15 protein-coding genes and 1 pseudogene are annotated in these 14,147 nt (G+C 49.1%); 10 read left to right on the top strand and 6 right to left on the bottom strand.

Translation table 11 applies throughout. The annotated features are described in order from the left end of the window. Positions 1 to 91: 91 nt before the first annotated feature. Positions 92 to 676, bottom strand: a complete 585-nt coding sequence (locus tag EL645_RS05750; protein ID WP_126549133.1) for a GTP-binding protein — start codon at positions 674 to 676, stop codon at positions 92 to 94. A 575-nt stretch (positions 677 to 1,251) separates the two neighbouring features. Here EL645_RS05750 and gatB point away from each other — a divergent pair. Both gatB and EL645_RS05740 read left to right on the top strand, forming a co-directional pair. Continuing rightward, on the top strand, positions 1,252 to 2,739 hold the full coding sequence (gene gatB, locus EL645_RS05745) for an Asp-tRNA(Asn)/Glu-tRNA(Gln) amidotransferase subunit GatB (RefSeq protein WP_126549132.1): 1,488 nt from the start codon (positions 1,252 to 1,254) through the stop codon (positions 2,737 to 2,739). Between the two features lie 81 nt (positions 2,740 to 2,820). Then, entirely contained in the window at positions 2,821 to 4,068 is a 1,248-nt protein-coding gene (locus EL645_RS05740; protein WP_126549131.1) for a Glu/Leu/Phe/Val family dehydrogenase, read from the top strand. 97 nt (positions 4,069 to 4,165) lie between these two features. On the opposite strand, the gene EL645_RS05735 is transcribed toward EL645_RS05740, so the two are convergent. After that, entirely contained in the window at positions 4,166 to 4,492 is a 327-nt protein-coding gene (locus EL645_RS05735) for a hypothetical protein (protein ID WP_126549130.1), read from the bottom strand. Between EL645_RS05735 and EL645_RS39090 the strand changes: the two genes are divergently transcribed. From EL645_RS39090 to EL645_RS40730, 3 genes are all read left to right on the top strand, one after another. Further along, positions 4,472 to 4,633: a hypothetical protein gene (locus EL645_RS39090; protein ID WP_161977146.1), complete on the top strand. Its 162-nt coding sequence runs from the start codon at positions 4,472 to 4,474 to the stop codon at positions 4,631 to 4,633. The genes EL645_RS05735 and EL645_RS39090 overlap by 21 nt on opposite strands. A 461-nt stretch (positions 4,634 to 5,094) precedes the next feature. Beyond that, positions 5,095 to 6,096 (top strand): 1-deoxy-D-xylulose-5-phosphate synthase N-terminal domain-containing protein, encoded by a 1,002-nt coding sequence (locus EL645_RS40735; RefSeq protein WP_218031753.1) that lies wholly within the window; start codon positions 5,095 to 5,097, stop codon positions 6,094 to 6,096. 23 nt (positions 6,097 to 6,119) lie between these two features. After that, positions 6,120 to 7,031, top strand: coding sequence for a transketolase C-terminal domain-containing protein (locus EL645_RS40730; protein ID WP_218031752.1), 912 nt, complete (start codon positions 6,120 to 6,122; stop codon positions 7,029 to 7,031). A 64-nt stretch (positions 7,032 to 7,095) separates the two neighbouring features. On the opposite strand, the gene EL645_RS05725 is transcribed toward EL645_RS40730, so the two are convergent. The 4 genes from EL645_RS05725 to EL645_RS05710 all read right to left on the bottom strand — a co-directional run bounded on the left by EL645_RS05725 (position 7,096) and on the right by EL645_RS05710 (position 9,355). After that, complete coding sequence (locus EL645_RS05725; RefSeq protein WP_126549129.1) at positions 7,096 to 7,761, bottom strand: ABC transporter ATP-binding protein; 666 nt, start codon at positions 7,759 to 7,761, stop codon at positions 7,096 to 7,098. Beyond that, positions 7,761 to 8,528, bottom strand: coding sequence for a Crp/Fnr family transcriptional regulator (locus tag EL645_RS05720; RefSeq protein ID WP_161977145.1), 768 nt, complete (start codon positions 8,526 to 8,528; stop codon positions 7,761 to 7,763). The genes EL645_RS05725 and EL645_RS05720 overlap by 1 nt, the downstream gene beginning before the upstream one ends. A 75-nt stretch (positions 8,529 to 8,603) precedes the next feature. Next, positions 8,604 to 9,041: a response regulator transcription factor gene (locus EL645_RS05715; protein ID WP_126549127.1), complete on the bottom strand. Its 438-nt coding sequence runs from the start codon at positions 9,039 to 9,041 to the stop codon at positions 8,604 to 8,606. Next, positions 9,017 to 9,355: a response regulator gene (locus tag EL645_RS05710; RefSeq protein ID WP_126549126.1), complete on the bottom strand. Its 339-nt coding sequence runs from the start codon at positions 9,353 to 9,355 to the stop codon at positions 9,017 to 9,019. Before EL645_RS05710 ends, EL645_RS05715 begins: the two co-directional genes overlap by 25 nt. 648 nt (positions 9,356 to 10,003) lie before the next feature. On the opposite strand from EL645_RS05710, the gene rpsB reads away from it, so the two are divergent. The 5 genes and pseudogenes from rpsB to uppS all read left to right on the top strand — a co-directional run bounded on the left by rpsB (position 10,004) and on the right by uppS (position 14,012). Beyond that, the gene (rpsB, locus tag EL645_RS05705; RefSeq protein WP_126554047.1) at positions 10,004 to 10,882 is read left to right on the top strand and encodes a 30S ribosomal protein S2; all 879 of its coding nucleotides are present in this window, start codon (positions 10,004 to 10,006) and stop codon (positions 10,880 to 10,882) included. Between the two features lie 221 nt (positions 10,883 to 11,103). Then, complete coding sequence (gene tsf, locus EL645_RS05700; protein WP_126549125.1) at positions 11,104 to 11,700, top strand: elongation factor Ts; 597 nt, start codon at positions 11,104 to 11,106, stop codon at positions 11,698 to 11,700. Between the two features lie 143 nt (positions 11,701 to 11,843). Continuing rightward, positions 11,844 to 12,577 (top strand): annotated as a pseudogene (pyrH, locus tag EL645_RS05695) (UMP kinase). An 86-nt stretch (positions 12,578 to 12,663) separates the two neighbouring features. Beyond that, on the top strand, positions 12,664 to 13,221 hold the full coding sequence (gene frr / locus EL645_RS05690; RefSeq protein ID WP_126549124.1) for a ribosome recycling factor: 558 nt from the start codon (positions 12,664 to 12,666) through the stop codon (positions 13,219 to 13,221). Positions 13,222 to 13,223: 2 nt separating this feature from the next. Next, entirely contained in the window at positions 13,224 to 14,012 is a 789-nt protein-coding gene (uppS, locus tag EL645_RS05685) for a polyprenyl diphosphate synthase (RefSeq protein WP_218031750.1), read from the top strand. Positions 14,013 to 14,147 lie beyond the last annotated feature (135 nt).

Below are 14,147 nucleotides of genomic sequence, written 5' to 3'. Positions count from 1 at the left end.
TTTCAAGCAATAGGATTGTTATATTCAATAGCTGCGGACGGCAAAATAAAAAAGCGCTCCCTGGGGAGCGCCTGTACTGAAAAGAATAAATCTAGATGCGTTCAAGTTTGCGCAGAGTAGAATTGATACCTACCCGCAAGCTTTCAATGACACCCTTGCCAGTTACTGCAACTGCTTCAAAGCTAGGTACACGATATGGGTTTAAGTATTTTTCTAACACAGACACCGGCAATGTATCCTGCAGGTCGCGCTTATTCCATTGCATAACCAGAGGGAAGTTTGCTGTATCTTTATTCATGCGGCGAAGTTGCTCTTGCAGCTCATTCCAGCATTCAATATTTTCTTGTAGTTTGCTGGCCTGCGAATCGGCCACAAAGATCACGCAATCGGCTCCTTTGAGCACTGAAATACGTGTTTGTTGATAAAGGATCTGACCAGGAACAGTATAGAGTTGAAAACGAATATTAAAGCCGTGAACTTTTCCTAACTCTAATGGCAGCAGATCGAAGTATAAAGTACGCTCTGTTTCAGTATCAATTGAAACCATCTCTCCTACATCATGAGGATTTACTGCCTGGTGTATATAGTGTAAATTTGTTGTCTTGCCGCAAAGACCAATTCCATAATAGACGATTTTACAATTAATCTCGCGCTTCGCCATATTAATTAGAGACATACGTAACGCTCTCCTGCCCGCTCTCTTATGCGCGCGGCTACCTGCACGCCTGTAAGTTGTAAACTATGCTACTTCTTTCCTGGGACAGTATACATTATTCTCAGATTGGCTGCAACAGCGTTTTTGTGCTTGGCCATCAGTTTTATTGTGGCCTTGTGAGGGGCCCGATACTGTCGCTTCTCCTGGTAATCACCTTTTATATATTAGCTAAAAGATATCCTGGAGTGCCAGAAGTATCTTCCTGGATCAGTGGTCTTCTCTATAATTTATCATCAGAGAGTTGAATGATCATCACTATGAGCAAACGTATATACTTAAGAAATTAGCTCGACCGCATTAGCCAATATTTACTACTTTCTTCGATTTCTGTGAGAATATGCGCCCATATCTACCCCACGCTATCGTATGGGAGCACTGTGCTAAAATAAATGGCGATGAGTCTAGTTTTTCGAACGCAACAAGAGTGGTTGTGCTTTACCATTGACGAAAGAAACAGAAAGGACTAGACTTACGACAAAATGAGGCTGCTTTGCTGTAGATATAGTTACACGATAGAATAGAGTGAGAATACGCACATGACGACAACTGCAGATACTCCGATCGATACAGATTATGAGGTCGTTATCGGACTTGAAGTGCACTCGCAATTGCTGACCAGGAGCAAAATGTTCTGCTCCTGCAGTACCAATTATGCGAATGCTGCTCCAAATACCCATGTGTGCCCGGTCTGTATGGGAATGCCAGGCGTGCTACCGGTCATTAATCAGAAAGCGGTCCAATATACCATCATGACCGCACTGGCCTTGAATTGTTCTATTCCAGAATATTCTAAATTTGACCGCAAGAGTTATCACTATCCTGATTTGATGAAAGGATATCAGATTTCGCAATATGATATCCCACTTAGTAGTGATGGCTATCTAGTGATTGAGCACAATGGACAGGAGCGCCGCATCGGGATTACCCGTGTGCACCTGGAAGAGGACACAGCCCGCTCACTGCACCGCCCCGGTTATACGTTGATCGATGTTAACCGTGCTGGTACCCCGTTGATGGAGATTGTGAGTGAGCCAGATATGCGTTCCCCTGAGGAAGCGCGTCTCTATATGCAGAAGTTGCGTGAAATACTGATCTATATCGGCGTATCTTCCGGACGCATGGAAGAGGGAAGTTTACGCTGTGACGCCAACGTCTCGGTTCGTCCTCGCGGCCAGCAGAAACTGGGTGTGAAGACCGAGATTAAAAATATGAATAGTTTTCGTTCTGTAGAGCGTGCCCTGGAATATGAGGCTCGACGCCAGATTGAAGTGCTGCGCAATGGCGGTACGATCCGACAGGAGACTCGTGGTTGGATTGAGACCAAAGGTATTACAGTGACCCAGCGCGTCAAAGAGAAAGCTGATGATTATCGTTACTTTCCCGAGCCAGATTTGCCGCCTTTGATCATTAATCGTGCTTCGGTTGAAGAGATTCGTAGGCAATTATCTGAGTTGCCTGACGAGCGCCGCGCCCGTTATCAGAAAGAATATGGTCTCTCTGCGCAAGACGCTAATGTGTTGACGGAAGACAAGACACTTGGTGATTACTTTGAGCAAGTCGTGGCTGCATCGCCCGTCAAAGATCGCCTGGTCCGTGCCAAGGCTGCCAGCAACTGGGTCCTGAGTGAGGTCGTTCGCCTGCTGAAAGCTAATAGTATTGGGGTGCAGGATTCCCCTCTGAAACCTGCGGCGCTCGCCAACCTCCTGGACCTGCTTGATCGAGAACGTATTACTGGCAAGCAAGCCAAAGAGGTCCTGGATGAGGCTTTTGCAACGGGTGAAATGCCTGAGGCCATTGTAGAGCGTAAAGGTATCAAACCTCCTATCAGCGATCTGAGCACGCTGGAGCGTATCATTGAAGAAGTAATCGCCAGGAACGAGAAGGCGGTGAATGATTATCGCAACGGCAAGCTCAACGCCATTCAAAGTTTGATTGGCCAGGTAATGAAGCAGACCCGTGGCCAGGCCAAAATTGACGTTGTCCGACCACTTTTACAGAAGAAATTGGAAGAGACGCAGGGGTAAATTCCCCTGCGCGCGCCAGTATGGACAGGGAAGCATGACAGTTAAGCCAGAACAAAGATGTTTGGCATCAAAGGAGAGATCATGCAACAGTTTAATCCTTACGAGATGGCTATCGAGCAATTTGAGTTGGCCGCCGATAGACTGGGTCTTTCGGAAGATATGCGTGAGATTTTGCGCAAGCCAAAGCGCGAGCTTACGGTTAATTTTCCAGTGCGCCTGGATGATGGGCGTATCAAAACGATAACAGGCTATCGCGTCCAACACAATGTGAATCGGGGCCCGGCCAAAGGCGGCATTCGTTATAGCCCCGATGTTACTTTGGATGAAGTCAAAGCCCTTGCCATGTGGATGACCTGGAAATGTGCGGTAGTGGGAATCCCCTATGGAGGCGCCAAAGGAGGCGTCATCTGTGATCCCAAGAACATGACCGCCAGTGAACTGGAGCGCCTGACACGTCGCTTTACCACTGAGATTTCCATTGTGATTGGTCCCCATAGCGATATTCCCGCTCCAGATGTCAATACCAACTCCCAGGTCATGGCCTGGATGATGGATACCTATTCTATGCACTCGGGCTTTTCTGTGCCCGCCGTTGTCACTGGCAAACCTCTCTCCATTGGTGGCAGCGAAGGCCGCAATGATGCCACCGCTACTGGCGTGCTCTTTACCACCCGCCGTGCCGCCCAGCGTATTGGCCTGTCTCTGAAAGGAGCCAGGGTAAGCCTGCAAGGGTTTGGGAATGCGGGCAGTATCGCCGCGCGTCTATTCTATAACGAAGGTTGTAAGATCGTCGCCGTTAGCGACACCACCGGTGGTCTGTACAATGAAGATGGTCTGGACCCGGCGGCCGTGCAGCGCTACAAGTTGGAACACGGCACGGTGGCAACCTATCCACGTGGACAGCGTATAGGGGTGGCGGACGTGCTTGAAGTACCCTGCGACGTTTTGATTCCGGCGGCTACCGAAGGTGTGATTACTGACCAGAACGCCGAGCGTATTCAGGCTCGTATTGTGGCTGAAGCGGCCAATGGACCTACTACACCGGCCGCGGATATCATTCTTTTCAATAAAGGTTGTCTGGTCATTCCTGATATTCTGGCCAATGCTGGTGGGGTTACCGTCAGTTACTTTGAATGGGTACAGGATCTTCAGAGTTTTTTTTGGGATGCTGAAGAGATCATTCATCGTCTAGAAGGTATCATGAATAAAGCCTTTGATGCTGTGGCAGATAAAGCTGAACATTATAGCTGTGATCTACGATTGGGGGCGAATATGCTGGCTATCTCGCGTGTAGCCGAGGCCACCCAGGTGCGGGGAATTTATCCGTAATTTTCTATCTGTATGTGTACTTGTCTGAAGCCTATACGTAATGAAAAGCGACCGCAAAAATTGCGGCCGCTTGACTTTTATTGAAGAGCTACAATGATTAATATGGGCGTCGTGTATCACGCTTACCAGGTTTTTTGACTGCTGGCTTGGTTGCGCGTGTAGGTTTTGGCTTTTTACGGCCGCGACCCCAGTTCATATCATCGTCTTCCTCTTCTTCCTCTTCCTCCTCAAAGAACTCCTCTTCCTCCTCATCATCAGAGGCCAGATCCATATCGGGGACGTCAGCTTCTTCTACCTGATCTTCTTGAAAGCCAAACTCCTCTTCCTGGTCAGTGGTGCCCAGGTTGAAGTCATCTGTCTCAGGTTCAATAACTTGTGCGGAACGAGCTGGCTCCGCAGCGGGATGAACGATTCTCTCGCCCAATCCATCGCTATTATCGTTGAAGCGGCCCCGGCGCTGTGGAGCTGGTTCGAGAGTCTCTGGTTCGGCAGCCTCACCATCTTCAGGTTTGGGGCACCAATCACGTGGCGACCCGCAGCTACATCGAGCCAGAACTGGGAATAGTAATGTGGTCTCTCCGAGTCTTTTTCGCTATCTTTTCTTGTCATAAGATCCGCGGTTCCTCTCCCCTAAGAATAGGGACCGCTCCTACCTTCCTTTTTGTTTCAAGACATAACGCAGTCTAGAAATGTCTGCTTCCAAACTGTGAGTGGTACCATATGGGTCCATAATAAGAATAAAGGGAGAGGCTGTCAAGGGACCTTGAATGGGCATTGAATCCGCTCCACAGGCTGACTCAATGCCTGTCAAGACCTCAGGTGCATGATTTTTTTGGACTGAAGCGTTTGCCAGTGTCTAAGAACCTATCTATAATATTGTGAATGGTACTTGATAATACACCCTTTATCTAACTTTTATGCATCTTCATTATAGTGGTTTTAACCACTTCGATTGGAATATTTACTGGTCGCTTGTTGCCGATGTACACAAAGGGGAGCCGGTGCCTAGTAATTTGGAGGAAACCATTGACAAGCATTCTAGAGACGATTAATGGCCCAGAGCAACTGCGTGCCCTGTCAGTTCCACAGATGGAGCTTCTGGCAAAAGAGATTCGGCGCGAGATCATCGAGAAAGTGTCTGTACGAGGTGGGCACCTGGCTCCCAATCTGGGTGTTGTTGAATTAACAATGGCACTTCACTATGTTTTCGACACGCCGAATGATCTGCTCGTCTGGGATATCGGACACCAGGCTTATGTCCATAAGTTGCTGACGGGTCGTCGTGAGCGCTTCCATACTATTCGTCAGTTTGGAGGGCTTTCTGGCTATCTCCGTCGAGATGAGAGTAACTTTGATGCCTTTGGTGCGAGCCATGCAAGTACATCGATCTCCGCTGCTCTTGGTATGGCTGCGGCCCGTGACTTGCAGGGTGAAGATCATAAGGTTATCGCGATCATTGGGGATGGGTCGTTGACGGGCGGTATGGCCTTAGAGGCAATCAATAATGCTGGTAGCCTGAAGAAAAATTTAATTATCGTGCTCAATGACAATGATAAATCCATTTCTGATAACGTTGGGGCTATCTCTCAATATCTGGGAAATGTGCGTCGTATGCAGACCTCTCCAAGTTATCAGCGCTTACGCGACATGGCCAAAGGATCAATTGAGCGCCTGCCTGTGGTTGGTGATAAGGCCCGTGAGGCTGCCGGGCGTGCCGAAACCAGTTTCAAGCAGTTTATGATGCATAGCAAGAGCGGTGCCATCTTTGAAGAATTGGGCTTCAAGTTCTTTGGTCCTTTTGATGGCCATGACATTGAAACTATGCTTGACGTATTCGAAAATGTGAAAAAAGTTGATGGGCCCATCATTGTACAGATGGTAACGAAGAAGGGCAAGGGTTGGGAAGTAGCCGAGGATGATGCCACGAAATGGCATGGACCTGGTGCTTACGATTATACAACTGGTATTATTAAGAAAAATGCTGGCGATCCCCCTCGTATACTGAAGTGTTTGCCAATGCCCTGGTAGCGATCGCTGAGAAAGATCCCAAGGTGGTTGGTATTACCGCGGCAATGGAAGAGGGGACTGGCCTGAAGAAACTGCATCAGCGCTTTCCTGAGCGCTACTTCGATGTTGGTATCGCGGAGCAGCATGCGATCACCTTTGCTGGCGGCTTAGCTGTTGGTGGTCTTACGCCTGTCGCTGCCATCTACTCGACTTTTATGCAGCGTGCTATCGACCAGATTATCCATGATATCGCAGTACAAAATCTGCATGTGGTTTTTGCCATGGATCGTGCTGGCTTAGTTGGTGAGGACGGTCAGACGCAGCATGGCGTGTTTGACATTGCATTCGCACGTATGATTCCTGGTATGCGTGTCATGGCGCCAAAGGACGAAGAAGAGCTGCGCCATATGCTCTATACCGCTGTGTACCTGGATGGTCCTGTCGCCTTGCGTTATCCACGTGGTAAAGGGCTGGGCGTAACTATGACCGATGACTTCCATATGCTGGAAGTTGGCAAAGCAGAGCTTTTAAGTCCCGAGACCCTGGAAGCAGCCGAGCACCAGGAGACGGTCTTGCTGGCTTATGGTGCAACCGTATCGCAGGCTGAACTGGCGGCTAAAGAATTAGCTGATGAAGGTATCCACGTTGCAGTTGTTAATGCACGCTGGGCTAAACCTCTGGACGAAGAAATGATTTTGCGCCTGGCGAAAGCTACACGCCGCTTGATCACGATTGAAGATCATGTTGTGGCTGGTGGATTCGGTAGTGCTGTGCTTGAATTATTGGAGCAGCATAAACTGAATGAGGTTGATGTACGGGTTATCGGTCTGCCCGATAAATTCGTAGAGCATGGAGCTCTGACGATCTTGAAAGAGCTTTATGGACTCTCCTCGGCACATATTAAAGATGTTGTACGTGCGCAGTTGAATATTCCAAATCGCACATTGGCTAAATAAATTGAGCTATAGTTTGTCCAGATTTCCCCGAAGATGGGATGGCGAAATCTGGACAAACCATGTGTCATACGATCTTGCCGTCGCGCATAGAGATGATGCGATGTGCCTGCTCTCCGATATCCAGAGCGTGGGTAACGATCACAAAGGTCTGCTGCTGTTCCTGATTGAGGCGTAGCAGTAACGCCATAATATCGCCCGCCGTCGTACTATCCAGATTTCCGGTTGGTTCATCGGCCCAGACCAGGGTAGGGCTATTGACCAGGGCGCGTGCGATGGTGACACGCTGTCGTTGCCCACCGGACAGCTCTGCCGGCCGATGGCGTGCGCGCTCGGTCAGCCCAACGATCTCAAGCATCTCAAGTGCTCGCCGCCTGGCTTTCTGGCTGGGAACGCGCGCGAGTAGCAACGGTAGCTCTACATTCTCTACCGCCGAGAGTACAGGCAACAGATTGAAATCCTGAAAGATAAATCCCATATGTTGCGCCCGATAAGCTGTGCGCTCCCGTTCGCTTAGATCGCGTAGATTATCTCCACGGATATAGATATCGCCTTCATCGATGGTATCTAATCCTGATAAGCAGTTGAGCAGGGTCGTTTTCCCACAGCCGCTCGGTCCCATTATCGCGACCATCTCCCCCTGAGCTATCTCTAGTGAAATATTACTTAAAGCCTCAACTCGTAGTTGTCCACTGCGATAAATTTTTGTTACATGTTGTGCTTTGATAACCATCAATGTTCCCGTCGCTGTAATACTGTCTTGCTATCTGTCTGCGACAAATGCTGTAGCAAGTCGGGTTGGCGGATCGCAATATGTTTTCGGCTCAATTGGATCGCGCGCGCATCTTTCAACTCGCGGAGCGCTGTACTCACGGTTTCGCGGTAGACGCCCAGGCGATCGGCTAATTCTTCATGGCTAAAACCGTTGACGGTCAGCTCATCAAAATCACCTGCTTGTGTATCGGCCAGTTGTAGTAAGAGCTCTGATAGGCGCGCGGTAACGCTTTTGAAGGTGGTATTAATTAATTGGGTTTCCAGATCAGCCAGGCGTTGGCCTATTAATTGCATCAGCGCACCAGCCACTGCCGTGTGGTGGATTAGTAACTGATCGATCTCGGCCTTGTTGAGCAGATAGAGGGTAGCTGGACCGATAGCTTCAGCGAAAGTGGTATATCTATGAGGGGTATAGAGTGATTGTTCTCCAAAGCACGCCCCCGTCTCCAGTGTGGCCGTAATCAACTTCCTGCCATCGGTAGACAGATGATAGAGTTGGATACGCCCGTTTTTTACAAAAAATAACGTATTACTTTGCTCACCGGGACGATAAAGGATACGTCCCGGTGAGCAAAGTAATGAAGTAAGGTTTTGTTCGATTGCGCTAAGATCCTGTGCGCTGAGCTGTCGAAAAATGGCGGTCTGAGCCAGGAAGGATATTTTGTCCTCTGCCTGATTTGACGAAAGGGGTACATTTCCTGACTGGCTCGTTCGTTTTTCTCGCACGTATATTATCCTGTATGGTAGTGATATATCTTTTATGATGAACACTATCATTGTAACATACGAGATTGATGCTTATTAGCCCTCAACACTGGTCAAATAGATTGCCTCTGTACGATTACGCGCGTGAAGTTTTTCAAAAATGTTTTGTACGTGTTTGTGGACTGTAGACTCAGCAATCGATAATTCCAGAGCAATCTCACGATTCTTGCGCCCCTTGCGCATCAGATCGAGAATCTGTTTTTCGCGTTCCGTCAATGGGCGCGGGAGATTGGCATTAGCATCGCTTAGCAGCGGCTCGCCTGCGATCGTTACATGGGCCGTGCGGCGTGGTGTACGGTAAGAGATGGACGAGGACATCAGGCCACCGTAGCCCGCGTTGAGTTTCCAGGAGGAGCGCAGGTAGGTCAGCACCTGGCTGGCAAAGGCTCCAGGAATACAGAGGTCGTTGCGAGCGGCACAGCGAATGGCATGAATTAAAGCATCAGGTTCTATATCCTTGGTAATATAGCCCATGGCCCTTTTTGGATCGCCTGAAAGAGTAACTGTTCCTGATGGGAGGAGGTAAAAATTACCACCCGTGAATTAGGCGAACAGGCCAGTACACGCTCGGTGGCCTCAAATCCTGTGCAGTCGGGCATATCAACGTCCATTAGCACCACATCAGGCTGCGTCTCTGCCGCCTGCATCTCCGCTTCCTGGCCATTGCACGCCTCGGCCACAACACACATTTCCTGCTCTTTTTCAATAACTTCGCGTACCGCGCGGCGCATTAGTGAGTGATCATCAACAATTAGAACATTTACCATCTGTTTTAGAACATTTACCATCTGTTTTCAATCCCTTTCTACATCTGCAACCCCTGAAAATGGTATGAGTGTCACGTGGCTGATTAGCCAGAAATGTGTACTCTCACTTTATACTATACGCCCGAATTCAAGAAGCGGACGGTGTTCACCTATTTTTAGAAGAAGAACTTTGCGAGGTAGCCCTCTAGGGGCGAGGGCACGGTGAAAAAGGGGGGCGGGTCAGGGGTAGGCATGCGTGTAAGGAAGGAAAAGCAGGCGTAAGATGGTAATACATCAGCAATTAAACGTACACGGTAATAGTATATTGTTCTGCGCATCATCCACATCCCTATTTATACCCTATTCTCCTACTTGCTGTAAAGATGCACTATAATCGAATAACATGCATCTCATCAGAGTATACTCTATTTTTGCGTTTATGAGGAGATCTGGCAAACTTTCTTGCGTCCTCAGAAGCTCTGTGCTATACTTCACTGTCGGAGTGGGCGAGGACTGTTCGCCCGCAAAAAAACAACAATTAAGTACACACGCTCTCTGTCATAGCGCTGACCCTGGGGTCCATAACTTCTACTGATGTTTGGAGCAAGCGAATATACCTTCGGGGACCCTGACGCCGTAAAGTGAGAGCGGAGGATCAAGGGAGGTCCGTTTTTGGCTAATATCATTTCAATGAAACAGTTGTTGGAAGCAGGTGTCCATTTTGGTCACCAGACACGCCGCTGGAATCCTAAGATGCAGCAGTTTATCTTCATGGATCGCAACGGCATTCATATCATCGACCTCCAGCAGACGGTGACCCGCCTTAACGAAGCTTATAAGTTCGTTGAGCAACTGGTCGCTGATGGTGGAACACTGCTCTTTGTTGGTACCAAGAAACAGGCCCAGGAGGCAGTGGCTGAAGAGGCCAAGCGTTGTGGAATGTTCTATGTCAACCAGCGCTGGCTTGGTGGTATGCTGACCAACTTCAAGACCATTCAGTCTCGTATTAATTACTTGCGTAGCCTGGAAGAGCGCCGTGATCGTGGCGATTTCGAGCGCCTGCCCAAAAAAGAAGTCCAGCACATGCAGGACGAGATCATGCGCCTGGAGCGCATCCTGGGTGGCATTAAAGATATGCGCCGTTTACCTAACGCTATCTTTATCATTGACACCCGTAAGGAGCGCACCGCGGTAATGGAAGCTCGCCGCCTGGAAATTCCTATCATCGCCCTGGCCGATACAAACTGCGACCCGGACGAGATGGATTATCCGATCCCTGCTAACGACGATGCTATTCGTGCCGTTCGCCTGCTCTGCGCCAAAATTGCTGATGCCGCCGTCGAAGGACGCCGTGAACTGGAAGCTCAGCAGAAAGACGCCGAGCCTGGTGAGATCGAAGCACCAGTCGAGGTTGCTACACCAGCACCAGCAGAGGTTGCAGCACCAGCAGAGGTTGCAGCACCAGCAGAGGCCGAGGCCGCTCCCGCTCCAGTTGCCGAGGCACCTGAAGCCGAGGCAGCAGCTGCCCCAGCTGCTGAGCCAGAACTGGTTTCTAAAGAGGCTCATTAGTCAAAACTCAACAGATTGCTTCGGTGGGAGAAAAGGGGCATAACCGCCCCTGACTCCCGCCTTTTTGTGTATATACTTTGTCATTTGACACGCGATTTGAGCGTGAAATCACTATAATTTTCATTTGTCAAGCACTCAGAGTCCAAAAAAGATGGACAGCAGTTGTTGTACTGCTGATTTGATCTGAGTATCATACATAAAGATTGAGGAGAAACCAACATATGGAATACGCAGCTGCAGATGTAAAAAAGTTGCGCGAAGAGACAGGTGCGACATTCGCGGATTGCAAAAACGCCCTGTCCGATGCAAAATCCTGGGATGAGGCTGTTAAGCATCTGGAAGCCCGCCGTGATAAAAAGGCTGAAAAGATGGTTACCGCTGGTCGTGAGACCAAAGAGGGTGGCGTCTTCTCATATGTACACCACAACAATCGTGTTGGTGTGCTGATTGAGCTGAATTGTAGCACCGACTTCGTTGCTCGCAGTGAAAGCTTCCGCAACCTGGCTAACGATCTGGCCCTGCAGATTGTGGGTGTTGCTCCCAAGTATGTCAGTTACGAGGATGTGCCAGCTGAAGTCATTGAAGCTGCCCGCCAGAAATTTGCTGAAGATCCTTCGATGGCCCGTGTCCCTGAGGCCCGCCGCGAAGAAGTTTTCAGTGGTAAACTCAAAAAAGAGTTCAGCGAGCAGGTACTGATGATGCAATCCTGGGTAAAAGATGATTCGGTAACGATCAATGACCTTGTGCGTAAAGTGATTGCTGAGACCGGCGAGAATATCATTGTGCGCCGCTTCAGTCGCTTTGCTCTGGGTGAGTAGTCTCTCCTGACTACCCTCCTTCGAGCCTAGCCTGGATGGATATTCCTTCTTTTATTTTTATTAGAGAAGGAATATCCAAGAGAAATTGTAAGAAAAAACGAAGAGGCGTCCCTCACGGTCGCGCACAAGGGAGAATGGTAAACATGTCAGTCGAGCCAAAATATCGGCGTATTCTACTCAAGTTGAGTGGTGAAGCGCTTGGTGCTCAGGGATCAGGAATTGATGCCGAGACAGTACGGCGGATCGCCGGCGAGGTCAAGCGTGTCCATGAACTGGGTGTAGAAGTCGCTATGGTCATTGGAGGCGGTAATATGTGGCGCGGGCAGATGCTGCCGCGACCGGTATTGATCGTGGTACCGCAGACTATGTTGGTATGTTAGCAACAGTCATGAACTCATTGGTAATGCAGGATGCAATGGAAAAAGTTGGCATTAGCACACGGGTTCAAACCGCGATCGAAATGCCTCCTGTGGCTGAACCATTTATCCGCCGTCGCGCGGTACGCCACCTGGAGAAGGGGCGTGTGGTCATTCTGGCGGCTGGCAGTGGAAATCCATTCTTTACCACCGATACGGCTGCTGCATTACGTGCTGTTGAATTAAATGCACAGGTGCTGCTCAAAGCGACCAAAGTGGATGGGATCTATGATGATGATCCAATGCGCAATCCGCATGCTCGTCGGTTCTCCAATCTGAGCTATATGCAGGCGTTGAACATGGGGTTAAAAGTCATGGACAGTACCGCATTGTCGTTGTGTAAAGACAACAACATGCCTATTCTGGTCTTCAGCCTCCATCAAACCGGAGCCCTGGAAGCCATTATGCATGGTGAAAAGTGTGGTACACTGGTCTCTACTGACGTGAAAGAACCGGTCTAATCGTGCAGTAAGCTTACTGCACAATGCCTCTCATCACGTCCCGTTTTTGAGGTGCATATTGTACCTAGAGAAAAAGGGAGTATGCAATGACAGCAGATTTACTTGGGGATGCAGAGCGACGTATGCAAAAGGCTATCGAAGCCTTGAAGCAGGACCTCAATGCTATTCGTGCCGGTCGGGCAAGTTCCGCCTTAATTGATCGTATTACGGTTGAATATTATGGTGCTCCGACCCCTATTAATCAGGTTGCCTCGGTTACCGTACCTGAGGCCCGGCTTCTGGTTATTCAACCCTGGGATAAAAAATTGCTGGTTGATATCGAGAAAGCGATCCAAAAATCGGATCTAGGTATTAACCCCAATAATGATGGACAGGTTATTCGCCTGGTTATCCCTCCCATGAGCGAAGAGCGTCGTCGCGACCTGGTAAAGACTTTACATAAGAAATCGGATGAGCATAAGGTCGCTATCCGTAACATTCGCCGAGATGTACAGGATAAGTTGCGCGACCGTGAAAAGAAAAAAGAAGTTTCTGAAGACGAGCTGAAGCGCAGTACCGACAAACTGCAGAAGCTCACCGATCGTTTCATTGATGAGATGGATAAGATCGGGAAAACGAAGGAACTGGAGATCCTGGAGGTCTAACTTTGACCAAGATGCAACAACTCTTTTCATCTATCAAAGGAAAAGAGAAGAATTTAGCGCAGACGTCCCTTGTCGCATCTGAGCAACAAAAGCAGCCAGTACGCCACATTGCCATCATCATGGATGGCAATGGGCGCTGGGCCAGTAAGCGGCACTTACCGCGCCTGGCAGGACACAAGGCAGGCGTAACCGCACTTCGACGTGTTGTTGAGTGCGCTGCAGATGAAAACATCGAAATGCTCAGTGTCTATGCTTTTTCTACCGAGAATTGGGGGCGCCCACAGACTGAAGTTGATGGCTTGATGCGTCTCTTCTGGGAGACCATCCGCTCAGATTTGGAAAAACTCCATCGTGATGGAGTGCGTTTGCGCCATCTTGGTCGACTGTACGATCTGTCTCCTGATATTCAGAAGGCCGTGCGTGAGTCGGTTGAATTGACCAAAGATAATACACGCATTGGGCTGAATGTCTGTTTCAATTATGGGGGGCGTGCTGAACTGGTGGATGCCATCAGGCAGATTATTGCTGATGGGCGGGATCCCGAGTCGATCGATGAAGAGTTAATTGGCTCATATTTATATACTCGTGATTTACCGGATCCTGATATGGTAATTCGTACGGCTGGTGAGATGCGGGTGAGCAATTTCTTGCTCTGGCAATCTGCCTATAGCGAATACTATGCCACCTCAACACTCTGGCCTGATTTTGGGCATGAAGATTTGATGGCTGCCCTGGAGAGTTATAATCAGCGCCACCGCCGCTTTGGGCGTCTGGATGTTCCCTCCAAGTAAGGAAGGGTGATAGAATACGTAGAGACCCACTAACCAGGAACTGCTCTACGTATTCTATTTTTTTGCATTGTTGGCGGCCCATGGTATGTATGCATAGGTATATATGTAAACCAGGCTGAGCAGTGCCTGTCTGGA

The organism is Dictyobacter kobayashii (assembly GCF_003967555.1).
GTDB classification, from domain to species: domain Bacteria; phylum Chloroflexota; class Ktedonobacteria; order Ktedonobacterales; family Ktedonobacteraceae; genus Dictyobacter; species Dictyobacter kobayashii.
This window is presented reverse-complemented; position numbering and strand designations above follow the sequence as displayed.

Coding starts and splice junctions, on each gene's coding strand:
- EL645_RS05715 (WP_126549127.1), bottom strand. CDS start 9,041: ATGGGCTATATTACCAAGGATATAGAACCTGATGCTTTAATTCATGCC.
- EL645_RS05750 (WP_126549133.1), bottom strand. CDS start 676: ATGTCTCTAATTAATATGGCGAAGCGCGAGATTAATTGTAAAATCGTC.
- EL645_RS39090 (WP_161977146.1), top strand. CDS start 4,472: ATGAACGATTCTCTCGCCCAATCCATCGCTATTATCGTTGAAGCGGCC.
- rpsB (WP_126554047.1), top strand. CDS start 10,004: ATGAAACAGTTGTTGGAAGCAGGTGTCCATTTTGGTCACCAGACACGC.
- gatB (WP_126549132.1), top strand. CDS start 1,252: ATGACGACAACTGCAGATACTCCGATCGATACAGATTATGAGGTCGTT.
- EL645_RS05710 (WP_126549126.1), bottom strand. CDS start 9,355: ATGGTAAATGTTCTAAAACAGATGGTAAATGTTCTAATTGTTGATGAT.
- frr (WP_126549124.1), top strand. CDS start 12,664: ATGACAGCAGATTTACTTGGGGATGCAGAGCGACGTATGCAAAAGGCT.
- tsf (WP_126549125.1), top strand. CDS start 11,104: ATGGAATACGCAGCTGCAGATGTAAAAAAGTTGCGCGAAGAGACAGGT.
- EL645_RS05740 (WP_126549131.1), top strand. CDS start 2,821: ATGCAACAGTTTAATCCTTACGAGATGGCTATCGAGCAATTTGAGTTG.
- EL645_RS05725 (WP_126549129.1), bottom strand. CDS start 7,761: ATGGTTATCAAAGCACAACATGTAACAAAAATTTATCGCAGTGGACAA.